The sequence below is a fragment of the Arthrobacter crusticola genome, from assembly GCF_004357995.1.
Taxonomy (GTDB): domain Bacteria; phylum Actinomycetota; class Actinomycetes; order Actinomycetales; family Micrococcaceae; genus Arthrobacter_D; species Arthrobacter_D crusticola.
This window is the reverse complement of record NZ_SMTK01000003.1, coordinates 93,709-115,024: the sequence shown is the minus strand read 5'-3', so window position 1 is coordinate 115,024 and position 21,316 is coordinate 93,709. Positions and strand designations below refer to the sequence as shown.

Sequence of the window (21,316 nt, the reverse complement as noted above, 5' to 3'; positions counted from 1 at the left end):
GTTTCAGTTCCTGCCGGTTTCAGTTCCTGCCGGTGGAATCCGCGAGCTGCCGGAGCAGGTCCCGCATCTCGATCAACAGCGCCGTATCCACGGGAACCGGCTGCTCCTCCGTCTCCGCGGCGGCCGTCCGCGCCCGGGCATGGGCATTGATCCGGTTCATGGGAAGCACGACGCCGAAGTAGACGACCGCGGCGGTGATCAGGAAGGTCACGGCGGCGGTGAACACGGCGCCGAGGTCCACGAAGGTCTCGGGGTTGCCCGGCCAGATGCGGAACCCGAATCCCTCGGCGCTGACTCCGCCGCCGGCGGCGGCGATCAGCGGCCGCAGCAGGTTGTCCGTCACGGACCCGACCAGGGCCGTGAAGGCCGAACCGATGACGACGGCGGTGGCCAGTTCGACGACATTTCCGCGCAGGATGAAGTTTCGGAAGCCCTTAAACATCGGCGGCACCCCGCGGGATGCAGTGGTTGAGCACGATCAGGTCGACCACCGAAAGGACCCGTTCGAGGTCCTTCTCACTGGGGCCCGCGGCGCCCTCGCCCCGGAAGAACGCCGCCTCGTAGTAGAGCCCGTCACCGAGGAGCTTGATGGCCAGGGCCGCCGTACGGTCCCCCAGCCGGTCCTCGAGGGTGGTCAGCCACAGCTCCTGGATGCGCGAAAGCGTCCGGCGGGCCACCGGGTGGCCCTGCTGCGCCAGTCGCGCCATGGAGACGAGTGCCCGGTCCAGCGGGCTGTCCTCATAGACCGAGGTCCGGACGTAGTAGCGGCCGGGACCCTCGGGGTCGGCCGACATCTGCTCCCGGTCCTTCTCGACCAGGGCCAGCAGCCGTTCGGCGAGGGCCTCGACGAGGGCCTCCTTGGCCGGGAAGTGGTACAGCAGGCCGCCCTTGGAGACCTCAGCGGCCGCGGCTACGGCCTCCATGGTGGCGGCCCGTTCCCCGTCGCGGATCAGGGTGTCTTCGAAGCTGTCGAGGATGCGTTCTCGTGAACTTGGCATTCCTCCATGATAGGGGTCACTAAAGTTGCACTGTACCGGCTGGACGGTATAGTATCCTCGACATGACTTCGTCCATCTCCACTTCCGCATCCCCGGCCGGGGTGAGCTCAGTGCTGTCACCGGCCTCCACCCGCACAGGGGTGAAGGGTTGGATCTCCCTCGCTGTCCTGATGCTCCCCGTGCTGCTCGTAGCGGTGGACAACACGGTGCTCAGTTTCGCCATTCCCGCCATCTCACTCGCGTTCGCCACCAGCGGAGCGACCCAGCTGTGGATCATCGACAGCTACCCGCTCGTGCTGGCCGGACTGCTCGTGGCCATGGGCAGCCTCGGTGACCGCTTCGGCCGCCGCCGCCTGCTCATCATCGGCGCCTGGGGCTTCGCCGCCTTCTCCATTGCCGCAGCCTTCGCCCCGAGCGCCGGGTTCCTCGTCGGAGCCCGGGTCGGCCTCGGAATCTTCGGTGCGATGCTGATGCCCTCCACGCTGTCCCTGATCCGCAACATCTTCACCGACCGCGACCAGCGCCGCCTCGCCATCGCCGTGTGGGCCGCGGGGTTCTCCGCCGGGGCCGCCCTGGGCCCCCTGCTCGGTGGCGCGCTGCTTGAGCACTTCTGGTGGGGCTCGGTCTTCCTCCTGGCCGTGCCCGTGCTGGTGCTGATGCTCATCCTCACCCCGATCTTCGTCCCCGAGTCCCGCGATCCGAGCCCGGGGCGTATCGACATCCTGAGCATCGGGCTCTCGGTCGCCGCGATGCTTCCGGTCGTCTATGCCATCAAGGACTTCGCCATGGAGGGCCCCAACCCGGTGGCCATCTCCGCTGTGGTCGTCGGACTCACCGCCGGCGTCGTGTTCGTGCGCCGGCAGCTGCGCCGGCCCGGTCCGATGCTTGACGTGCGGCTGTTCACCGTGCGCGCCTTCACCGGCGCCGTACTGGTGAACCTGCTGGCCATCTTCTCGCTGGTGGGCTTCTTGTACTTCGTCTCGCAGCACCTGCAGCTCATCCTGGGCTACAGCCCGCTTGAGGCCGGAGTGATCCTGCTGCCCGGGCTCCTGATGACCATCGCCGCCGGTTTCGCCGTCGTGCCCGTGGTCAAACGGGTCCCGCCGCACATCGTGGTCCCGGTGTCGCTCGGGTTCTCCGCCGCCGCGTATGCCTTCGTCGCCTTCACGGGCGAGTCAGCCATGGCGCTGCTGTTCGCGTTCATCCTGCTGGGCATCGGCGTCGGGGCCTCGGAGACCGTCTCGAACGACCTGATCCTCTCGACCGTTCCCCCGGCGAAGGCCGGGGCGGCCTCGGCGGTCTCGGAGACCGCCTACGAGGTCGGTTCGGTGTTCGGCACCGCGGTGCTCGGCAGCATCCTGCTCGCCTCCTACCAGGCCCACCTGAGCCTGCCGGCCGGGCTGAGCGCCGGGCAGGTGGCCGAGGCCACCGAAACCCTGGGCGGGGCGGTCAACACCGCGGCCCAGCTGCCGGCGGCGAACGCCTCCGCGCTGCTCGAGTCGGCCTTCTCCGCCTTCGACAGCGGAGTGATCCTCACCTCAGGGATCGGGGCCGTGCTCATGGTGCTGGCCGCCGGCCTCGGCTGGTGGTCCCTGCGCCCGACCGCCGCGCGCTGACCGGGTTCCTCCTGACGCCGCTCCTCCTGACTGGGTTCCGCCGGGCGGGCGCTGCCCGCCCGGCGGACCCCCCAGCTCCGTGCCCCGTCGGCCCCGGCGGGGCACGGACAGCCGATCAGCGACAATGGAGTGTGCCCGTTCTTACCGAATCCCTCCCCACCGATCCCGCGGCCGTCCGGCGTGAAGCCTCCCGGCGCCGCACCTTCGCCGTGATTTCCCACCCCGACGCCGGCAAGTCGACCCTGACCGAGGCCCTGGCCCTGCTGGCCCGCGCCATCCAGGACGCCGGGGTCACCCACGGCAAGTCCAGCCGCCACGCCACCGTCTCTGACTGGATGGGCATCGAGCAGGAGCGTGGAATCTCGATCAGCTCGGCAGCCCTGCAGCTGACCTACCGTGACACGATCCTCAACGTCGTCGACACCCCCGGCCACGCGGACTTCTCCGAGGACACTTACCGGGTGCTCGCCGCCGTGGACTCGGCCGTGATGCTCATTGACGCCGCGAAGGGCTTCGAGCCGCAGACGGTGAAGCTCCTGGCCGTCTGCAAGGCCAGGAACATCCCCATCATCACGGTCATCAACAAGTGGGACCGCCCCGGCCTCGACGCGCTGGGCCTCATCGACGACATCGGCGAGCGGACCGGCATGACGCCGGTGCCTCTGACCTGGCCCGCAGGGATCGCCGGAGACTTCCATGGGCTGCTCGATATCCCGGGCAAGCGGGCCTTCCGGCTCGAGGCCGTCGACGGCGGCGCCCAGGCGGCGACGGAGACCGAGGTGCGGCCCGCGGAGCTCGACCCGATCGAGGCTGCGCGGTGGGTCGAGGCCGAGGAGGAGGCCGGGCTCGTCGAATCCTCGAACGGTGCCTTCGACACGGCCGAGTTCGCCGCGGCCCGGCAGACCCCGGTCCTGTTCGCCGCCGCCGCAAAGAACTTCGGCGTCTCCCAGCTGCTCGACACCCTTGTCGACCTGGGCCCGGCACCCTCACCGCGGGAGACGCTCACCGATGAGCCCCGCCCGCTGGAATCCCCGTTCTCCGGCTTCGTCTTCAAGGTCCAGGCCGGTCAGGACAGCTCCCACCGCGACCATATCGCCTACCTGCGGATCTGCTCCGGCAGCTTCGAGCGCGGCATGGTCATCACCAACCAGCGCACTGGCAAGCCCTTCGCCACCAAGTACGCCCACCGCGTCCTGGGCCGCAGCCGCGAGGTCGTCGACACCGCCTGGCCGGGCGACGTCGTCGGGCTGGTCAACGCCACCAGCCTGCGCGTCGGAGACAGCCTCTTCGCCGAGGAACCCGTGCGCTTCCCCGACATTCCCCGGTTCTCCCCCGAGCTGTTCGCCGTCGCCCGGGCGAAGGATCCGGGCCGGTATAAGCAGTTCCGCCGCGGGATCGAGCAGCTCGAGCACGAGGGCGTGGTCCAGGTGCTGCGTTCGGACCTTCGTGGCGACCAGGCACCGGTGCTCGCCGCGGTGGGCGCGCTGCAGTTCGAGGTCGCCGCGCAGCGGCTGGGCACGGAGTTCAACGCGCCCACCTCGCTCGATCACCTCACCTACACCCTGGCCATGGCCGTGGCCCCCGGAAGCACCGGGGTCCCTGAGACCTTCCGCGGCGGGGAGATCCTGCGCCGCGCCGACGGCGAGGTCATCGCCGTCTTCGGCGACAAGTGGAAGGTCGGGCACTTCCGCAAGGACTACCCGGGTGTGGTGCTTGAGCCGATCGGCGCCGCCATCGACTAGGCCGCCGTCAACCACAACGGCATCGAACAGAACGGCGGGCCCGGTTGTCCCGGGCCCGCCGTTTTCTGTGCTGCTACTTCGCTGTGCTGTTGCTTCTACGCCCTGTTACGGGGTGATGCCGCCGGAGCAGGACGCACCGGGCTCGGGGGTCTGCTCGCCCTGGATGTACTTTTCCATAAACGCCGCCAGCCGGGGATCGTCGGCGGAGTCGACCTCAAGCTGCAGGCCCCACGCGGTGGCTGCGATCGGGGATTCCTGGTCGGCGTGCGGGCTCAGGACCACGTAGCTGCGGGAGCCGACGAGGTCGGTGAGCGCATCGATCTCGGCCTGGGCCAGATCGGGCTGGTAGCTGATCCAGACGGCGCCGTGCTCGAGGGAGTGGACGGCGTTCGTGTCGGGCACCGTTTCGGTGTACACGCCGCAGTTGAGCCAGATGGGGCTGTGGTCCCCGCCGACCGGAGGGGACTGCTCGTAGGTGACCTCTTCGTCGGTATGCTCCCGGCCCAGGTCCTCGAAGGTCGCCACGCCCTCGATCGGCTTGGCGGCGGCCTCCTTGGCGGCGTTGTTGGCCTGGACCTGATTGACGATCACCAGGGTCACCGCGATGATGATCGCGAGGATGACAGCGCCGATGCCGCCGAAAATCAGAGCGCTGCGCTTGCGTTCACTGGCCCGCTGCTGGGCCTGAATGGCGGCAAGCCGTGCCTGGCGGTCCGAGTTCTGCTGGGCTCTCTTCTTGTTCAACGGTTATCTGTCCTTCGTGGCGGAATGGGGAGCGCCCTGCGCGGGCGCACCGGCTGTAGTCCAATCTACCGCCGGTGCCGGCTAACGCCGGTCAAGCAGGTCCTTCAAGGCGCCGATTTCGGCCTGCTGCGCCGTGGCCATCTTGGTGGCCAGGGAGCGCACCTGGGCGGTCTCGGCCAGTTCGGCGCCGGCCTCGGCCATCTCGGCGCCGGCGGTGTGGTGGTCGATCATGAGTTCGAGGAAGAGGCGTTCGGCCTCGACGCCGGAGGACGACTTCAGTTCTGCGAGCTGCTCCGGGGTGGCCATGCCCGGCATGAGCGCTCCGGCGGTGTGCGCCGGGGCGCCGTCCTGCCCGCCGTGGTGGCCGCCGGCGGAGGAGTCAAGCCATGCCATCGCGGGCGCGGAGCTGCTCTGGGGCAGGCCCCACTCCTCAAGCCAGGCGTACATCTGGCCGATCTGGTGCTGCTGGGTGAGCGCGATGTCGTAGGCGACGGACCGCAGGTCCTCGTCGGTGCTGCGGTCGCGGATCAGCAGGGACATCTCCACGGCCTGGGCATGGTGCACCTGCATGTCGCGGGCGAAGCCGGCGTCGGCGCTGCTCCCGCCGGGGTGCTCCTGCCCGGCGGACACGCGCCCGGCGGTGAAGACCAGGCCCATCAGGGCCAGCACGGCCACTCCGGCCAGGATGAGCAGCAGCCGTTTTTGCCAGAACGGCAGGGAGTTCGTCATGGGTTTCCTCGCTGGGCGGTGGGTTCAACCTCCCACCGTAGGCCATCATGCTGGGCGTTACCTTAATGCCGGCTGCCCCGTGGTGGGGGCCGCCCGGCCGGGTACACGGTGCGTCCGCGGCGCCGCCCGGAAGCGGTGCCGCGGACGCGCCGGGCTGGGCCCGTTGCCCTATTCGGCCCGGCCGGGAACCAGCCGCAGGGTGCGCTCAGCGAGTTCGTCGATGGTGATGTGGTCGTAGCCGCGCACGTCGCTGCGCACGTGCTCGTGCGTGGTACCCACGAGTTCGGCCGGAACCGCCTGGTCCCCGTGCAGGGCACCGTAGGCGCTGCCCACGGTGGCCGCGGTGGAGTCGGTGTCGCGCCCGCCGGAGATCGCGATGGCGACGGCGCCGGCGAAGTCCCTGCCCCACAGCAGGCCGATCGAGATCAGGGCGGCGTTGTGGATGGTGTGGACCCAGCTGTAGTGGCCGAGCGTCTCGTCCACCCAGTCCAGGGCCTCCTCGGAGGACGCGCCGCCGTCGAAGAGCTCGACGACCCCGCGGAGGGCCTCGGCCAGCCGGGAGCGCGCGGGGACAACGCGCAGCGCGGTGCCCAGGGCCTCCCGCGCCGAGTCGGTCGCGAACGCCGCCGCCAGGAGCGCCGCGGCCCACATCTCGCCGTAGACGCCGTTGGCGGTGTGGCTGAGGCGGGCGTCCACGAGGGCCAGCCTAGCGGCCTCCGCCGGGTCCCCGGGGTTCACGTACCCGAAGATGTCCCCGCGGATGAGCGCGCCGATCCACTCCCGGTAGGGGTTGGCCTCGGTGGCGGTGGCCGGCGCCTGCAGGCCGGAGATGAGGTTCCGGTAGGCGGCGCGCTCGGCCGTGTAGATCTGGGTGAACGGCATCCGGCCCAGCCATTCGGCGGCGATGTGTTCGGTCGTCAGGCCGCGCCCGTGGGTTTCGAGCAGGTTCAGCCCCAGGATGGTCCAGTCGATATCGTCGTCGCGGGGCACTTCGGTGAAGCTCCCGGCGGATGCGGTCGGGGCCGAGGGGTGGAGCCGCTCGACGCCGGCGGGCAGCGGGTCCAGCAGCTTGATGTAGCCCGTCTGGGGCCACTGGCCGGCGGCCCGCAGGTAGGTCTCCACCTCGCGCCGGGTGAGCCCTTCGATCGGCTTTCCCATCGTGTTGCCCACAGCCCGGCCGAGCCAGGCCCCCCGGATGCGCCCGGGGAGTTCGGACGGCGCATAGGCGGTCTTTTCCACCGTGCCGGCCAGGGCGAGCAGGGCGTCCTCATCGCCGGGCTCGTCGTAGGCCCAGTCGGAATCCCGCTCCAGCCCGGCGAGGGTCTGCGCGATCGAGGCGAGGCGGGGAAGGTCCGACGCCGCCGCCGCCTCCCGTGCCTGCTGTTCAAGGTCGCCGACGGCGTAGCCGGAATGGGCCAGCTGTTCGGCCTCGTCGGGGACGATGTCGCGGGGGTCGAGTACGTCGTGCATGTTTTCCTCGTTGCTGTTCGGGGGTGTGTGGGGGTGCCGGTGGTTCAGGGGGCCGGCGGTCGGGAACGGCCCGCCCGGGCGGGCGGGCCGTCCCGGGGTTCTACTTCTTGAAGGCGGCGTCGAGGTCGGCGGCGACGTCCTGGGCGCTCTTTTGGTCGGTCAGCATGCCCTGCACGCCCTTCCACATTGCGTCATTGAAGACGTCCGTCGACAGGACGTCGACGTTGGAGCCGAATTCGCCGGTGCCGTCCGAAATCTTCGAGGCGTCCTCGATGACCTGGGCGAACAGGGGATCGGCGTCGATGCCCTCGGTCTCCACCGGGAACGGCGGGATGGTGTTGAAGTTCTCAACGGTCCACCGTCCGTGCTCGGGGGTCACCATGTAGTCGAGGAACTTTTCGGCCGCCTCGGTGTTCTTGGACGCGGCCGAGATGAACGGGCCGGACCCAAGCCCGCCGCTGAAGATTCCCGGACCGTCCTCGGCGGGGAAGGGAATGAAGCCGACCTCGAAGTCGGTGTTCTTGGCGATCTCGTCGGTGGCCCAGCTGCCGGTGGGCAGGATGGCGGCCTCCCCCGAGTAGAAGAGGGCATTGGCGCCGTCGTAGGTCAGGGAGGTGGGGAAGTCCGGGAGGTAGCCGGCGGCGTTGAAGGACTTCCACGTGTCCAGGGCCGCGACGACCTCAGGGGAGGTCCAGGGCATCTCGCCGCTGAGCAGCTTGTCCACGCCATCGGCGCCGACCCGGCTGGACAAGGCCATGCTCAGCAGGTGCCCGCCCTGCCAGCCTTCCTTGTCACTGGCCGCGAACGGGGTGATTCCCTTCTTGGCGAGGGTCGCCGCGGCGGCCTCGAGTTCCCCCAGGTTCGTGGGCTCGCTGATCCCGAGCTCGTCGAAGACCTGCTTGTTGTAGAAGAGTCCGACGGTTTCGATGTCCCCGGGCACCCCGTAGACCTTGCCGTCGAAGGTCACGCGCTCCTTGGCGAACTCATAGACGGGCCAGTCGTACTCCTCGTAGGCGTCCGTCAGGTCGTGGAGCAGCCCGGCGTCGGCCAGCGCCCCGGCGTAGCCCGGGCCGGAGCCCCAGTTGAAGATGTCGGGGCCCTCGCCGGAGCGCAGCTGGGTCTGGAGCACAGTGCGCATATTGTCAGTGGGCAGGACCTCGAGTTCGACGTCGATGCCCGGGTTCTGCTTCTCGAAGACCGCAATGTCCTCGTTGATCAGGTCGACGGCGGCCGAGTCCTCGGGCTGCTCGATGAGGTAGCGGATCTGCTCGCCTCCCCCGCTGTCCTTCTCCGCGGCCGACGAGGTGCCGGTGCATCCCGTGACGGCGAAGGCGAACGCGGCGGTGACCGCAGGGATCCGGAGAGCTGCAAGGCGTTTCATGGAGTGCTTTCTTGTCGAATCGGTGGGGTGCGTACGGGTGAGCCTGATGTCCCGGCCGGTCAGGCCGGGGAGTCCTGGAACCAGCCGCGGGACGGGTTGGTGACCGCGGGCGGTGTCCGACCGGCCGCGGTCTGCGCCGCCCAGCGGACGCCGTTGGCCAGGACCCTTCGGATCTGGGGATGGTAGTAGACGGGATACGCCTGGTCTCCGGGGCTGAAGTAGAAGATGCGTCCGCGCCCCCGGGTGAACGTCACTCCCGAGCGGAAGACCTCGCCGCCGCTGAAGGAGCTGATGAACACCAGGTCATCCGGGGTGGGGATGTCGAAGAACTCCCCGTAGGTTTCCTGTTTATCGATCACCAGGGGACCTTCGATCCCGGCCGTGATGGGGTGGGCGGGGTTTACGTTCCAGACGAGTTCCCGTTCCGCCCCGTTGCGCCACAGCAGGGAGCAGGTGGTGCCCATCAGCCGGGTGAAGATCTTGGAGAAGTGGCCCGAGTGCAGCACGAGCAGGCCCATCCCGCCCAGCACGTGCCGCTGGACCCGCTCCACCACCTCGTCGGACACCTGGTCGTGGGCGATGTGGCCCCACCACAGGAGGACGTCGGTCTCCGCGAGGACCTCCTCGGTGAGCCCGTGCTCGGGGTCGGCCAGGACGGCCGTCCGGATCACCGGGTCCCCGTCGAGCAGGAGCCGGAGACCGTCGGCGATGGCGCCGTGGATGCCCTCGGGGTAGATGGCGGCGACCCCCGGTTCGGTTCTCTCGTGGATGCCCTCGTTCCAGACGGTGATCCGCAGGGGCGGGATGGTGCTGTGCTGCATGAGAATCCGTTCGTCGCGGCTTTCGCCTAGTTCTTCAGCAGGGCAGGGCTCTTCAGCAGGGCCGAGACCTTTGGGAGGACGTCCCGGACCGGGCCGCTGAGGCGGCACTCCATGGCGAGCCATCCGTCGTAGCCGATCTCCTCCAGCGCGGCGAGCGTCGCGGGCCAGTCATAGTGGCCGGCACCCGGCTCAAGCCGGTTGCTGTCGCCGAGCTGGACGTGGCGGATATGCTTCCCGGCGGCCCGGATGGAGGCGGGGATGTCCGCCTCCTCGATGGACATATGGAAGGTGTCGGCGATGACGGCGACACCCGGAGACGACACCTCCTCGACGATGGAGACGGCGTCGGCGAGGGTGTTGACCATAAAGTCCTCGTACCGGTTCAGGGGTTCGAGCAGGACCAGGGCGCCTTCGGCGGCGGCGTGCTCCCCAAGCTCCGCCAGGGCCTCGACGAGGACCGCACGCGATTCCTCGTCGCTGCGGGGCGGCTCGAACGGGGGAAGCCGGCGGCTGAACAGGGCGTAGGCGTTGGGCGTGACGGCGCCGAACCCTCCGGCCTCGGCGATGCCCGAGAGCAGGTGCTTCATCTGCTCTCGGGCATCCTTGGCCCGGCCGGGATCGAAGTCACCGATGAAGTGGTCCATGTTCACGCAGACGCTGGGCATTACGACCCCGGCGGCGCGGGCCTCACGGAGTTCCGCGGAGCGTCCGGCGAAGATCCCGTCGCCCTTGCCCAGCAGCTCGATGCCGTCGAAGCCGCGCTCCTGCGCGAAGTCGAACTTCTCCATGAGGTTCCTGCCCTCAAGGAAGTGTTCCTGGATTGCGAGCCGAAAAGTCACTTGTTCTCCTCAAAGCTGAGGACGACCTGGAGGGCGTCCTGCGGGTTTTCATCGAGCATGCTGAAGGCGGCCGCGGCGTCGGCCAGGGGGACGGTGTGGGAGATCAGGTCCACGAGGTTCAGCTTCCCGGTGACGGCCAGGTCGATGGCGGTGGTGTTGAGCCGGTAGGTGTCCCACCGGTGCTGCAGGGCCGGGGACACCCCGGAGATCTGCGAGGAGATGACCTGGATGCGGTTGTGGTGGAACTCCTCGCCGAGGCGCAGGCCCATACCGTCGCCCTGCAGGAAGCCCGCGGCGCAGACGCGTGAGCTGTAGGCCACCGAGCGGATCGCCTCGTGGAGTGCCCGGTGGTTGCCGGTCACCTCGAGGGCGGCGTCGGCGCCGCGGCCTCCGGTGAGCTCGCGGATGCGTTCGGCGACGTTCCCGTCGGCCGGGTCGAGGACGATGTCCGCACCGAGTTCCTCGGCGAGCTTGCGCCGGCCGGCGATGCCGTCGACGGCGATCACGCGGGCGCCGTTGAGCCGGGCCAGCTGCGCGACGATCTGGCCGGGCACTCCCAGCCCGAAGACGGCGACCGTCTCGCCCACGTGGATGTCGGCGTCGAGCACGACGTTCAGGGCGATGGCCCCGATCTGCGAGAAGATGCCGATCCTGGGATCCGCGGAGGGGTCGAGGATTCGCGCGGCGGCGTACTCCTCGGTCTTCACGGTGGAGGACCGGTGGCCCCAGGTGCCCCAGATGCGGTCGCCGAGGGCGACGGTGGTCACGTCGGAGCCCAGCTCGACGACCTCGCCGACCTCCTCGTAGCCCCAGCCGTGGACCGGGTAGGAAAGGGTCGATTCGCCGTCGACGAACAGGCGCCGCTCGGGGCTCCACTTCTTCTGCAGGTAGGGGTTGCTGCCGCGGTAGGCGGTGAGCTCGGTGCCGGCGGAGATGCCCGAGTAGAGGGTGCGGATGCGGACCTCGTTGCCGGCGAGTGCGGCTTCGGACTCGTCGGTGATTTCCGCAACGCGCGGAGAGGTGAAACTGACAACGGATGCCATGGAGCGCATGTCCTTCGTGTTGGTGGTGCTGGTTTTGGAGAGGGAGGTTGGTACCGGCTCAGCCCTTGACGGCGCCGGAGATGAAGCCTTCGGCGACCTGGCGCTGCATGACCAGGAACAGGACGACGACGGGGATGATCGTGATCAGGGTTCCGGCCGCCAGCGGGCCGATGTCGAGGGAGCGTCCGCCGGTGAACTGGTAGAGCCCGGTGGTGAGGGGTCGGAACTCCCCGCCCGGCAGGTACAGCAGCGGCACGAGGAAGTTGTTCCAGTTCTGGATGAAGGTGAAGACACCGAGGGCGCCCGCACCGGAGGAGACCAGCGGGAGCATGACCTTCACGAAGATCTGCCACTCCGACGCCCCGTCCATCCGGGCCGCCTGCTCGAGTTCAAGGGGGAGGTCCGAGAAGAACGCCCTCATGAAGAAGGTTCCGAAGGACACCCCGGTGGAGGTGAGCACCAGGATGGCCCCGGGAAGGGTATCGAGGAGCCCGAGCCCGCGGAGCTGGAAGTACAGCGGAATCATGTAGGCGAAGAACGGAACGAGGAGCCCGAGGACCACCAGGTAGAACGCCACGGTGCGCCCGCGGAAGGGAAGCCGGGCGAAGGTGTAGCCGGCCATCGTGGAGAGGACGACCACGAGCAGGGTGCTGGGCACGCTCAGCAGGATGCTGTTGAGCAGGTAGCTGCCGAAGTCTCCCACGACCCACGCGTTCTGGAGGTTCTCCAGGGAGAACGAGGTGAACAGGCTGAACGGGTCGGTGCGTACCTCGGCTTCGGATTTCAGCGCCGTGGAGATCACCAGGATCACCGGGAAGAGCGAGACCGCCGAGAGCACGATCAGCAGGAGGTGTTTTCCGGTCAGCGCGGTCCGGCGCCGAGGGGACATTCCGTTGTCTTTCCGGGATACCCGGGCCGTCCGCCGGGGCGCGGGGTCCGTCTCGATGTGCTTCAGTGCCGTTGTGGTGGTCATGCGCCTGTTCCTTGGAGAGAGAGCCGCCGCTGCAGCCGGTTGAGCGCCACGGCGAAGGGCACCGAGAGCGCGGTGATCAGCAGCGCGAGGGTCGTGCCGTAGCTGATCTGGCTGAGCTGGAAGGCATTGGTGTAGGCGTAGGTGCCAATGACGTTCGTCGCATTGGCGGGGCCTCCGCCGGTCATGATGAAGATGATGTCGAAGACGCTGAACCCGCCTACGAGGGTCACGGTGGTGACCATGAGGAACACGGGCATGATCTGGGGCAGGATGATGTACACCAGCTGCTGGACGGCGTTGACGCCGTCGAGCCGGGAGGCGTCCATGAGCGCCCCGTCAACATTGCGCAGCGCGGAGAGGAAGATGATGAGCACGAAGCCGGTCGTGGCCCAGATGGCGGTGGCCAGGACCGCGTAGAGTGCCGTGTTCGGGTTGCCCAGCCAGCCGGTGGCCAGGGAGTCCAGCCCGACGACCTGCAGCGCCTTGTTGACCCACCCGCTGACCGGATCGTAGATCCAGCCCCAGACGATGCCGATGGCGACCTGGGGAAGGACGTACGGCAGGAAGAACGCGAGCCGGTAGAACACCCCGGCGTGGCGGACCTTCCAGAGCAGCAGCGCCTGCGCGAGGCCGATCAGCAGCGGACCCGCCGTGCCGATGACGATCCAGATGGCGTTGTTGCCCAGGGCGTGCCACACCTCGGGGTCGGTGAGCAGCCGGGTGTAGTTCTGCAGGCCCACGAAGGCAGGCGTCGGGTCGATTCCGTCGAAGTCGACGAAGGAATAGTAGATGGCGTTCCCGAGCGGGAAGAGGAAAAACACAATCACCAGGAGCATCAGCGGGCTGATGAGCGCGATGCCCAGGCGGGTCTGGGCCCGCCGGGTGACCTTGGGAGTCGTCATGGAAATGGGTGTGCTCATGTCACTTGTCCTCGGCAGCTTGCTTGCTTGCGGTCTGGAGGTCCTGGGCGACGGCCTCGGCGGTCTTCTGGCCTGTGAGGATGCCCTGGAAGCCGTCCCACATGGTCTTGTTGAAGGTGTCGGTGGTCAGGACGTCGATGTTGTAGCCGAACTCGCCCGAGCCTTCGGCGATCTTCGCCGTATCCTCGATGACCTGGGCGAACAGCGGGGAAACCTCGAGCCCTTCGGTATCCACCGGGAAGGCCGGGATGGTGCCGATGGTTTCGACCTGCCAGCGCCCGTGCTCTTCGGACTGGAGGTAGTCCAAAAGTTCGACGGCGCCTTCGGGGTTTTCCGTATCGGCCGAGACGAAGCTTCCGCCGCCGAGGCCGCCGGTGAAGATGCCGGGGCCGTCCTCGGCGGGGAAGGGAAGGAACCCGACCTCGAAGTCCACCGTCTCCTGCAGTGAGGAGATGAGCCAGCTGCCGGTGGGGTTCATGGCGGCGTCGCCCTTGTAGAACAGGGCGTTGCCGTTGTCGTAGGTCAGGGCGTTGGGAGAGTCGGGCAGGTGTCCGTCCTTGGCGAAGCCGCTCCAGGTCTCCAGGGCGGCAACCACCTCCGGCGAGGTCCACGGCATGCTGCCGTCGAGCAGCTTCTCCATCCCGTCCGGACCGACGCGGCTGGACAGGGCCATGCTGAACAGGTGGCCGCCCTGCCAGCCTTCCTTGTCATTGACGGCGAAGGGGGTCACGCCGGCCGCGGTGAAGGTTTCCGCGGCCTTTTGGAGGTCGGAGAGGTTCTTCGGCTCCTGCACGCCGTGCTTTTTGAACAGGTCCTTGTTGTAGAAGATGCCTACCTCCTCCAGCTGGGTCGGCACGCCGGAGATCTTCCCGTCGAAGGTGACCCGCTCCCGGGCGAAGTCGTAGATCTTCCAGTCGTTATCCTGGTACGCGTCGGTGAGGTCGTACAGGAGTCCCGCCTCGGCGAGGGTGCCGGCGAAGCCGGGGCCCGTGTCGTAGTTGAAGACGTCCGGGCCTTCACCGGAGCGAAGCTGCGTCTGCAGGACGGTGCGGAGGTTCTCCAGCGGCAGGACGTCGAGGGTCACCTCGATTCCGGATTCCTTCTCGAACTCCTCCAGGTCGGACCGGATCGCATCGAGTTCCGAGGGTCGTTCCGGCTGGCTGATGAGGTAGCGGAGGCCGTCGGACCCCTTTTCCGCAGCATCCGGCGCGGCTCCGGTGCATCCCGTCACTGCCAGGGCCAGGATTGCGGCGGCGGCGGCCGCCGCCCGGGTCGAAGCTGGTTTCTTCATCGTTGACTTCCTTGTCGTGGTGTTGTGCATGGAGGAACGCTGAGGGAGCTGCGGACGGTTAGCTTTCCGGCAGGGAGGCCCCCGCCGCCGACGCGGTGAGCAGCGCCGGGGAGAAGTCCCCGACCCGCACCCAGGCGCCGCGCTCGGCGGAGGCAAGAACCGCCTCGGTGATCGCCGCTGCCCGGAGTCCGTCCTCGAAGGTCGGCATCCGGCCCACGGCGGCGCCGTGGGAGACGCTGGCGTAGACATCGGCGACAAAGGCCCGGAAGGCGTCGTGGTAGCCCTGGGGGTGCCCGGCGGGAAGCGTCGACAGTTCGGCCGCCTCCGGGGAGAGGGTGTTCGGGTCGCGGGTGAGAACCTGGTTCCCTTCGCGTCCACCCACCCACAGGGTCTCGGGCTGTTCCTGGTCGAAGCCAACGCTCACATTCGCCGTGCTGATCTCGAACCACAGCCTGTTTTTGCGCCCCGGCGACACCTGGCTGATTATGACCGAACCGACGGCGCCCCGATCGGTGCGGAAGGCGACGCTTGCGATGTCTTCAGTGGAGACCGCTCCGGGCGCGGTTCCGGCCGCACCGGGCCGTTCCGCGTAGGCCGTCTTGGTGAGTGCGGAAACCTCCTGGATGCGGTGGCCGCTGACCCACTCCACGAGGTCGCACCAGTGGGAGCCGATGTCGGCGAAGGCCCGCGACGCGCCGCCCTTTCCGGCATCCACGCGCCAGTTGGTGTCCTCCGGGTTGGAGAGCCAGTCTTGGAGGTAGGAGCCGTGGATGAGGTGGATGCTGCCCGCCGAACCGGCCTGAACCCGCGCCCGGGCCTCGGCGACGAGCGGGTGGTAGCGGTAGATGAACGGAACGGCTGCGGTCAGCCCCGACGTGCGGGCGCTGCCGGCGAGGGCACGGGCCCCGGCAAGGTCCAGGGCGAGGGGCTTTTCGCAGACAACGTGCTTGCCGGCCTCGAGGGCCCGCGCGGCGAGCGGCTCATGCAGGTGGTTGGGCACGCAGAGGTGCACAACATCGATGTCCGGGTGGGTGATGAGGTCCTCGACCTCGAGGGCTGCGCTGCCCCCGGCCCATTCCCGCACGGCCCGCTCGGCCGAGGTGCGTGAGGATCCCGCGACGGCAACAACGCGTGCACCGACCCGGCGCGCGGCGTCTGCGTGGATTCGGCCCATCATGCCCGTTCCCACAATGCCAATACCTAGCTGTGTCACATGGCTCCCAAAGTCGAATGGTTTCCTGAAGTATCACTGGTATCACCAGTACCACTCTGAGCATATGTTCTGTTTGATATGTAGACAAATGGTTAAAGTTATTCAAAAATTGGCTAAACAATGGCAGGATACTTCCATGACCTCCCCTACCGGACGCCCCGCGGCCCTCCCGTTGGCGCACGCCGACCTCAGTGCCCTCCTGCACGCCATCGCCCGGCAGCCCCGGTGCACCCGGGCCTATCTGACCCGGCTCACGGGCCTGTCCCGCGGGACGGTGGCGACCCGGATCGAGGAGCTGATCGCCGCGGGCCTCGTGGTCGAGGAGGCAGGCGCCTCCAAGGGCGGCAGGCCCCCGGGGGAACTGCGGCTCAACGGGGCCGCCGGCGTGATTCTGGGGGCGGACCTGGGATCCTCGCACTGCCGGGTCTCGGCGAGTGACCTCGCGGGCGTTCCCCTCGCCTCCGCTTCCTACGACCTGCGGATCGCCGACGGCCCCGCAGCGGTCCTGGGGGGCCTTGACGAGGCATTCCAGGGCCTGCTGTCCTCCGCGGGAAAGCGTCCCTCGGAGGTCCGCGCCATCGGGATCGGCGTCCCGGGCCCGGTCGAGCACAGAACCGGCACCGTGGTGCGCCCGCCGATCATGCCGGGCTGGGACGGGTTCGCCATCCCGGAGTTTTTCGCGGACCGATACGGCGTCCCGACGCTAGTGGACAATGACGCCAACCTCGCGGCGCTGGGTGAGTACTGGGCGCGCAAGGAGGACTCCGAGCACATCCTCTACGTCAAGATCAGCACCGGCATCGGCTGCGGCATCGTCAGCGGAGGCGCCCTGCACCGGGGCGCCCAGGGCGCGGCCGGGGATATCGGCCACATCCGGGTGCCCGGCGGGGAGGACCTGCTGTGCTCCTGCGGGAACATGGGCTGCCTCGAGGCCGTCGCGGGAGGAGACGCCCTGGCGCGCCGGCTGCGGGCCCAGGGAGTGGCGGAGGCGCGGACCAGCCGGGACGTGACCCGGCTGGCGGCCGAAGGCAACCCCTTCGCACGGCGGGCCGTGCGCGAGGCCTCCGAGAGCATCGGAAGGGTGCTCGCGACGCTCGTGAGTTTCTACAACCCCAACGCCATCGTGGTCGGCGGGCCGTTCGCGGAACTGAATGAGGAACTCCTGGCCGGGATCCGCTCGGCCATCTACCACCGCGCGCTGCCCCTGGCCACCCGGTCGCTGCGCGTTGAATCAAGTTCCCGCGCTGAGACGGTGGGTGTCCGGGGCGCCGAGGTCCTGGCGCTCCAGCAGGCACTGTCCCCGGAAGGACTGCAGCAGCTGCTGACCGCGCGCGTCGGCTCCTGAACGGCATCGAACAAAGGACCCGCAGCCCGCGCCCTGCGGGCCGGCCCCGGCGCACGCTTTCCCTCCGATACCCCCTCGGGGTATGATTGACCGGAGGAGGCACCATGACCCAGGAAATCACCACAGCATCCGCCGCCGCGCCGGCAACGCACGGCTACAGCGGCGAGAAGGACGCGTACCTTAAACGCCTGAAGCGCATCGAGGGACAGGTCCGCGGCATCGCCCGCATGGTCGACGAGGAAAAGTACTGCATCGACATCCTCACCCAGGTGGCGGCGATCAACAAGGCCCTGCATGCGGTCAGCCTGGGCCTGCTCGAGGACCACATCGCCCATTGCGTCGTGGACGCGGCCCAGGAGTCCCAGGCCACGGGGAACCCCGATCTCGTCCAGGACAAGGTGCAGGAGGCGGCTGCCGCCATCGGCCGCCTGCTGCGCTGAGTCCCACCCATCACCAGCCAAGGAGCACACCATGACAACCACCACCGTCAGCATCTCCGGAATGACCTGCGGCCACTGCGTCGATGCCGTCACCAGCGAACTGCAGTCCCTCGACGGGGTTCAGGGCGTTGAGATCGACCTGAACAAGGACGGAATCTCCACGGCCACCGTCACTTCCGCGGGTCCGCTGACCCCGGCCTCCATCGGCGAAGCCGTCGCCGAGGCCGGCTACCTCCTGGTCTCCAACGACGCATGACAACCCGAGCTGACAGGCCGGCGCCGGCCCCGGAAACCCGGGTGGTCGAACTGGCCATCCAGGGAATGACCTGCGCCTCCTGCGTCAGCCGTGTCGAGCGCAAACTGGGCAAACTCGAGGGCGTCGAGGCCAGCGTCAATCTCCCACTTGAGTCTGCCGTGGTGCGCGTTCCGGCCGGCGTGCCGGACCAGGTGCTGCTCGACACCGTCAAGGCCACGGGCTACTCCGCCCACCTCAAGGACCCCGGGGAGCCGGGAGTCCAGGACGGCGAGGACGGAGCTCCCACGGCCGCCCGCCTGCGCCCCCGCCTGCTCACCGCCGCCGTCCTGACAGTGCCCGTCCTGCTGATCTCGATGGTTCCTGCACTGCAGTTCCCGGGATGGGGCTGGATCGCCTTCGCCCTGTCGGCGCCGGTGGCCACCTGGGCCGCCTGGACCTTCCACCGCGCCGCCCTCGTCAACGCCCGCCACGGCGCCTCCACCATGGACACCCTGGTGTCCATCGGGGTGGCCGCAGCCTTTGGTTTCTCGGCGTGGCAACTCCTCTCGGAGCCGGATCTGACCGCCCACCCCGGCATGGACATGGGGGCACACGCCCTTTACTTCGAGGTCGCCGCGGTTATCGTGACCTTCCTCCTGCTCGGCCGCTACCTCGAGGCCAACGCCAAGCAGCGGGCCGGGCACGCCCTGACGTCGCTGCTGAACCTCGGAGCGAAGGACGCCCGCGTACTGCGCACCGTCGACGGCGAACGCATTGAACTCGGCATCCCGGCCTCCCAGCTCATCCCGGGGGACGAGATCGTGGTGCGCCCCGGCGAGAAGATCCCCACCGACGGCGTGGTGGCCCACGGGCACAGCGCCGTCGACACCTCCCTGTTGACCGGTGAGTTCCTCCCGGTGGAGGTCGGGCCCGGGGACCGCGTCACCGGTGCCACCATGAACACCTCGGGCCGGCTCGTCGTTCAGGCCACCCGGGTCGGCAGCGAGACGACGTTGGCGCGAATGGGCCGGCTGGTCAGCCAGGCCCAAAGCGGCAAGGCCCGGATCGCGCGCCTTGCCGACCGCATCAGCGCCGTCTTCGTGCCGGTCGTCCTCGGTATCGCCGTCGTCACCTTCACCGCCTGGATGCTCCTCACCGGGGACCTCCAGGGCGCCTTCACCGCAGCGGTCGCCGTACTGGTCATCGCCTGCCCCTGCGCGCTCGGCCTCGCCACGCCGACGGCATTGCTGACCGGTTCCGGGCGGGGCGCGCAGCTTGGCATCCTGATCCGCGGCCCCCAGGTGCTTGAGGACACCCGCACCATCGACACCATCGTGCTGGACAAGACGGGCACCATCACCAGTGGCCGCCTGTCCGTCAGCGGGGTCGAGGTCCTCGGCCGCTACGGATCCGACGAGCTGCTGCGCCTCGCTGGAGCGGTCGAAGCCGCCAGTGAACACCCGATCGGCGCGGCCATCGCCGCCCGCACCAGCGCCCTGCCCGCGGTCACCGCGTTCACCAGTGCCCCCGGCGGCGGCGTCCGCGGCACCGTCGAGGGGCTGGACGTGGTCGTGGGCCGGACCGGCTGGCTTCACGAGCACGGCATTCTCCCCGGAGCCGCCGAGTCCGGGGTGTTCGGGGTGGCCGAGAGCGCGGGCGCCACGGCCGTCTGGGTCGCCGTGGACGGCGCCGTGGCCGGAGTGGTCTCCCTCACCGACACGGTGAAGGACGGGTCGGCTCGGGCCGTCCGGCAGCTGAAGGAGCTGGGCCTGCGGCCGATCCTGCTCACCGGGGACAATGCGGCCGCCGCGGCCCGCGTGGCCGCTGAGGTCGGCATCCCCCCGGCCGACGTGCGTGCCGGCGTGCTGCCGGAAGGCAAGGTGGCGGTGATCCGTGCACTCCAGCAGGAGGGTGCGACAGTCGCCATGGCCGGGGACGGCGTGAACGACGCGCCGGCGCTCGCCCAGGCCGACCTCGGGATCGCGATGGGCTCGGGCACCGACGTGGCCATCGAGGCCGCGGACATCACCGTCATGGGAAGCAGCCTCGAACAGGTGGCCCAGGCCGTCCGGCTGTCCCGCCGCACCCTGGCCACTATTAAGACGAACCTTTTCTGGGCCTTCTTCTATAACGTGATCGGAATACCGATTGCCGCGCTGGGCCTGCTGAACCCCATTCTGGCCGGCGCCGCCATGGCGGCGAGTTCGGTGCTGGTGGTGGCCAACTCGCTGCGCCTGCGCCGCTTCGGCCGTTGAACCGCTGACCACAGACGCCCCGGCCGGCCGCCGGGGTGCGCGGGCGGCTCCTGGTATTCACTGGAGCTTCCCCCACCGGCCACCTTCCGGACCCGGCCCATCACCGTAGGAGTGCGACGGTGATCCGGTGAGGATCGTGGTCGTCGCCGAAACATTCCTGCCCGCCGTCAATGGGGTCACCCACTCCGTACAGAAGATGCTCGAGCATTTCGCCCTGCGCGGAGACGAGGTCCTGGTCATCGCGCCCTCCGCCGGCGGCCTTCCGGGGCCGGTGCCGGAGGCCGCCGCCCGGGTTGTGCTGCTTCCATCGGTTCCCCTGGCCCGGTACGCCAGCGTCCGGATCGCGGTGGGCGGCGTCGCTCGAATCCGTCGGGTCCTCGCCGAATTCGCTCCGGACGTGGTGCACCTGGCCTCCCCCTTCGAACTGGGCTGGCGGGCCGCCCGCGCCGCCGAGCAGCTGGGACTGCCGGTCATTGCCGTCTACCAGACCGACATTCCCGGCTACGCGGCCAGGTACGGCGTGCCGTTCCTTGAGAACTGGGCCTGGCAGCGGGTCGAGAACATCCACGGCGGTGCAGCACGAACCCTCGCACCATCGAGCCCCGCCGTTGCCCAGCTGCAGGACCGGGGCATTCCGAGGGTCCGCCTGTGGCGGCGCGGCGTCGACACACACCGGTTCCACCCCTCTCGACGCAGCACCGTCCTGCGGGCCGGCATCGCCCGGGACGGAGCCCGGCTCATCGGCTATGTGGGACGGCTCGCCGCCGAGAAACAGGTGGAGGACCTGCGGGCCCTGGCCGGTATCGACAACACCCGCCTCGTCATCATCGGCGACGGGCCCCAGCGGCCGGCTCTTGAGGAAATGCTTCCCGAGGCCGCGTTCCTGGGGTTCCTTGGCGGGGATGCGCTGGCCGAGGCGATGGCCAGCCTCGACCTCTTCGTCCACCCGGGTGAGCTTGAGACGTTCTGCCAGACCATCCAGGAAGCGATGGCCTCGGGCGTCCCTGTCGTCGCCACCGCCCGGGGCGGTCCGGTGGATCTGGTCGACAACTCCCGCACGGGCTGGCTCTACGAACCGGGCAACCTCGCCGAGCTCCGGCGCCATGTGGAGGACCTGGCCGGAGACGACGCGAAACGGGCGGCCTTTTCCGCCGCTGCATTCGCAGGCGTCCAGGGGCGCACCTGGCCGGTCCTGTGCGAACTGCTGATCCAGCACTACGAAGAAGCCATCAATGACCACGCCCTCCTTCACTTCTGAGCT

The 21,316-nt window shown here is 68.9% G+C and carries 20 protein-coding genes; 7 read left to right on the top strand and 13 right to left on the bottom strand.

Going from position 1 to position 21,316, the window contains the following annotated elements:
- Positions 1-19: 19 nt before the first annotated feature.
- On the bottom strand, positions 20-442 hold the full coding sequence (gene mscL, locus E2F48_RS08285; RefSeq protein WP_133403548.1) for a large conductance mechanosensitive channel protein MscL: 423 nt from the start codon (positions 440-442) through the stop codon (positions 20-22).
- Entirely contained in the window at positions 435-998 is a 564-nt protein-coding gene (locus E2F48_RS08280) for a TetR family transcriptional regulator (RefSeq protein WP_133403547.1), read from the bottom strand. The genes mscL and E2F48_RS08280 overlap by 8 nt, the downstream gene beginning before the upstream one ends.
- A gap of 62 nt (positions 999-1,060) precedes the next feature.
- Here E2F48_RS08280 and E2F48_RS08275 point away from each other — a divergent pair, with 62 nt between their 5' ends.
- A complete protein-coding gene (locus E2F48_RS08275) occupies positions 1,061-2,614 on the top strand; it encodes an MFS transporter (RefSeq protein WP_133403546.1) in 1,554 nt (517 codons plus the stop codon).
- Between the two features lie 131 nt (positions 2,615-2,745).
- The gene (locus tag E2F48_RS08270; protein WP_133403545.1) at positions 2,746-4,356 is read left to right on the top strand and encodes a peptide chain release factor 3; all 1,611 of its coding nucleotides are present in this window, start codon (positions 2,746-2,748) and stop codon (positions 4,354-4,356) included.
- 105 nt (positions 4,357-4,461) lie between these two features.
- Here E2F48_RS08270 and E2F48_RS08265 read toward each other — a convergent pair whose 3' ends face one another.
- The 11 genes from E2F48_RS08265 to E2F48_RS08215 form a co-directional block, all read right to left on the bottom strand.
- Positions 4,462-5,100: a thioredoxin-like domain-containing protein gene (locus E2F48_RS08265; protein WP_133403544.1), complete on the bottom strand. Its 639-nt coding sequence runs from the start codon at positions 5,098-5,100 to the stop codon at positions 4,462-4,464.
- A gap of 81 nt (positions 5,101-5,181) precedes the next feature.
- Positions 5,182-5,829, bottom strand: coding sequence for a DUF305 domain-containing protein (locus tag E2F48_RS08260; RefSeq protein ID WP_133403543.1), 648 nt, complete (start codon positions 5,827-5,829; stop codon positions 5,182-5,184).
- A 168-nt stretch (positions 5,830-5,997) separates the two neighbouring features.
- Entirely contained in the window at positions 5,998-7,299 is a 1,302-nt protein-coding gene (locus tag E2F48_RS08255) for an ADP-ribosylglycohydrolase family protein (RefSeq protein ID WP_133403542.1), read from the bottom strand.
- Positions 7,300-7,399: 100 nt separating this feature from the next.
- On the bottom strand, positions 7,400-8,680 hold the full coding sequence (locus E2F48_RS08250; protein WP_133403541.1) for an ABC transporter substrate-binding protein: 1,281 nt from the start codon (positions 8,678-8,680) through the stop codon (positions 7,400-7,402).
- A 59-nt stretch (positions 8,681-8,739) separates the two neighbouring features.
- Positions 8,740-9,501 (bottom strand): ThuA domain-containing protein, encoded by a 762-nt coding sequence (locus E2F48_RS08245; RefSeq protein ID WP_133403540.1) that lies wholly within the window; start codon positions 9,499-9,501, stop codon positions 8,740-8,742.
- 26 nt (positions 9,502-9,527) lie between these two features.
- Positions 9,528-10,340 carry a sugar phosphate isomerase/epimerase family protein gene (locus E2F48_RS08240; protein ID WP_246018708.1) on the bottom strand — a complete coding sequence of 271 codons (813 nt, stop codon included), beginning with the start codon at positions 10,338-10,340 and terminating at the stop codon, positions 9,528-9,530.
- A complete protein-coding gene (locus E2F48_RS08235) occupies positions 10,337-11,383 on the bottom strand; it encodes a zinc-binding dehydrogenase (RefSeq protein ID WP_133403539.1) in 1,047 nt (348 codons plus the stop codon). The genes E2F48_RS08240 and E2F48_RS08235 overlap by 4 nt, the downstream gene beginning before the upstream one ends.
- A gap of 58 nt (positions 11,384-11,441) precedes the next feature.
- Entirely contained in the window at positions 11,442-12,356 is a 915-nt protein-coding gene (locus E2F48_RS08230; RefSeq protein WP_133403538.1) for a carbohydrate ABC transporter permease, read from the bottom strand.
- The gene (locus E2F48_RS08225) at positions 12,353-13,276 is read right to left on the bottom strand and encodes a carbohydrate ABC transporter permease (protein WP_133403537.1); all 924 of its coding nucleotides are present in this window, start codon (positions 13,274-13,276) and stop codon (positions 12,353-12,355) included. Before E2F48_RS08225 ends, E2F48_RS08230 begins: the two co-directional genes overlap by 4 nt.
- A gap of 1 nt (position 13,277) precedes the next feature.
- The gene (locus tag E2F48_RS08220) at positions 13,278-14,567 is read right to left on the bottom strand and encodes an ABC transporter substrate-binding protein (protein ID WP_165968720.1); all 1,290 of its coding nucleotides are present in this window, start codon (positions 14,565-14,567) and stop codon (positions 13,278-13,280) included.
- Positions 14,568-14,625: 58 nt separating this feature from the next.
- Positions 14,626-15,756, bottom strand: coding sequence for a Gfo/Idh/MocA family protein (locus E2F48_RS08215; RefSeq protein ID WP_425455770.1), 1,131 nt, complete (start codon positions 15,754-15,756; stop codon positions 14,626-14,628).
- Between the two features lie 160 nt (positions 15,757-15,916).
- Here E2F48_RS08215 and E2F48_RS08210 point away from each other — a divergent pair, with 160 nt between their 5' ends.
- The 5 genes from E2F48_RS08210 to E2F48_RS08190 all read left to right on the top strand — a co-directional run bounded on the left by E2F48_RS08210 (position 15,917) and on the right by E2F48_RS08190 (position 21,313).
- Positions 15,917-17,125, top strand: a complete 1,209-nt coding sequence (locus E2F48_RS08210; RefSeq protein WP_133403534.1) for an ROK family transcriptional regulator — start codon at positions 15,917-15,919, stop codon at positions 17,123-17,125.
- A gap of 104 nt (positions 17,126-17,229) precedes the next feature.
- Positions 17,230-17,565 carry a metal-sensitive transcriptional regulator gene (locus tag E2F48_RS08205; protein WP_133403533.1) on the top strand — a complete coding sequence of 112 codons (336 nt, stop codon included), beginning with the start codon at positions 17,230-17,232 and terminating at the stop codon, positions 17,563-17,565.
- 31 nt (positions 17,566-17,596) lie between these two features.
- Positions 17,597-17,821, top strand: a complete 225-nt coding sequence (locus E2F48_RS08200; protein WP_133403532.1) for a heavy-metal-associated domain-containing protein — start codon at positions 17,597-17,599, stop codon at positions 17,819-17,821.
- Positions 17,818-20,055, top strand: a complete 2,238-nt coding sequence (locus E2F48_RS08195; protein WP_133403531.1) for a heavy metal translocating P-type ATPase — start codon at positions 17,818-17,820, stop codon at positions 20,053-20,055. Before E2F48_RS08200 ends, E2F48_RS08195 begins: the two co-directional genes overlap by 4 nt.
- Positions 20,056-20,182: 127 nt before the next feature.
- Positions 20,183-21,313 carry a glycosyltransferase family 4 protein gene (locus tag E2F48_RS08190; RefSeq protein WP_133403530.1) on the top strand — a complete coding sequence of 377 codons (1,131 nt, stop codon included), beginning with the start codon at positions 20,183-20,185 and terminating at the stop codon, positions 21,311-21,313.
- Positions 21,314-21,316 lie beyond the last annotated feature (3 nt).

What these genes read in the sequence shown, in the direction of transcription:
- E2F48_RS08210 (WP_133403534.1), top strand. Translation starts at nt 15,917, where the DNA reads ATGACCTCCCCTACCGGACGCCCCGCGGCCCTCCCGTTGGCGCACGCC.
- E2F48_RS08195 (WP_133403531.1), top strand. Translation starts at nt 17,818, where the DNA reads ATGACAACCCGAGCTGACAGGCCGGCGCCGGCCCCGGAAACCCGGGTG.
- E2F48_RS08245 (WP_133403540.1), bottom strand. Translation starts at nt 9,501, where the DNA reads ATGCAGCACAGCACCATCCCGCCCCTGCGGATCACCGTCTGGAACGAG.
- E2F48_RS08260 (WP_133403543.1), bottom strand. Translation starts at nt 5,829, where the DNA reads ATGACGAACTCCCTGCCGTTCTGGCAAAAACGGCTGCTGCTCATCCTG.
- E2F48_RS08235 (WP_133403539.1), bottom strand. Translation starts at nt 11,383, where the DNA reads ATGGCATCCGTTGTCAGTTTCACCTCTCCGCGCGTTGCGGAAATCACC.
- E2F48_RS08250 (WP_133403541.1), bottom strand. Translation starts at nt 8,680, where the DNA reads ATGAAACGCCTTGCAGCTCTCCGGATCCCTGCGGTCACCGCCGCGTTC.
- E2F48_RS08205 (WP_133403533.1), top strand. Translation starts at nt 17,230, where the DNA reads ATGACCCAGGAAATCACCACAGCATCCGCCGCCGCGCCGGCAACGCAC.
- mscL (WP_133403548.1), bottom strand. Translation starts at nt 442, where the DNA reads ATGTTTAAGGGCTTCCGAAACTTCATCCTGCGCGGAAATGTCGTCGAA.
- E2F48_RS08225 (WP_133403537.1), bottom strand. Translation starts at nt 13,276, where the DNA reads ATGAGCACACCCATTTCCATGACGACTCCCAAGGTCACCCGGCGGGCC.
- E2F48_RS08280 (WP_133403547.1), bottom strand. Translation starts at nt 998, where the DNA reads ATGCCAAGTTCACGAGAACGCATCCTCGACAGCTTCGAAGACACCCTG.
- E2F48_RS08255 (WP_133403542.1), bottom strand. Translation starts at nt 7,299, where the DNA reads ATGCACGACGTACTCGACCCCCGCGACATCGTCCCCGACGAGGCCGAA.
- E2F48_RS08220 (WP_165968720.1), bottom strand. Translation starts at nt 14,567, where the DNA reads ATGAAGAAACCAGCTTCGACCCGGGCGGCGGCCGCCGCCGCCGCAATC.
- E2F48_RS08200 (WP_133403532.1), top strand. Translation starts at nt 17,597, where the DNA reads ATGACAACCACCACCGTCAGCATCTCCGGAATGACCTGCGGCCACTGC.
- E2F48_RS08230 (WP_133403538.1), bottom strand. Translation starts at nt 12,356, where the DNA reads ATGACCACCACAACGGCACTGAAGCACATCGAGACGGACCCCGCGCCC.
- E2F48_RS08275 (WP_133403546.1), top strand. Translation starts at nt 1,061, where the DNA reads ATGACTTCGTCCATCTCCACTTCCGCATCCCCGGCCGGGGTGAGCTCA.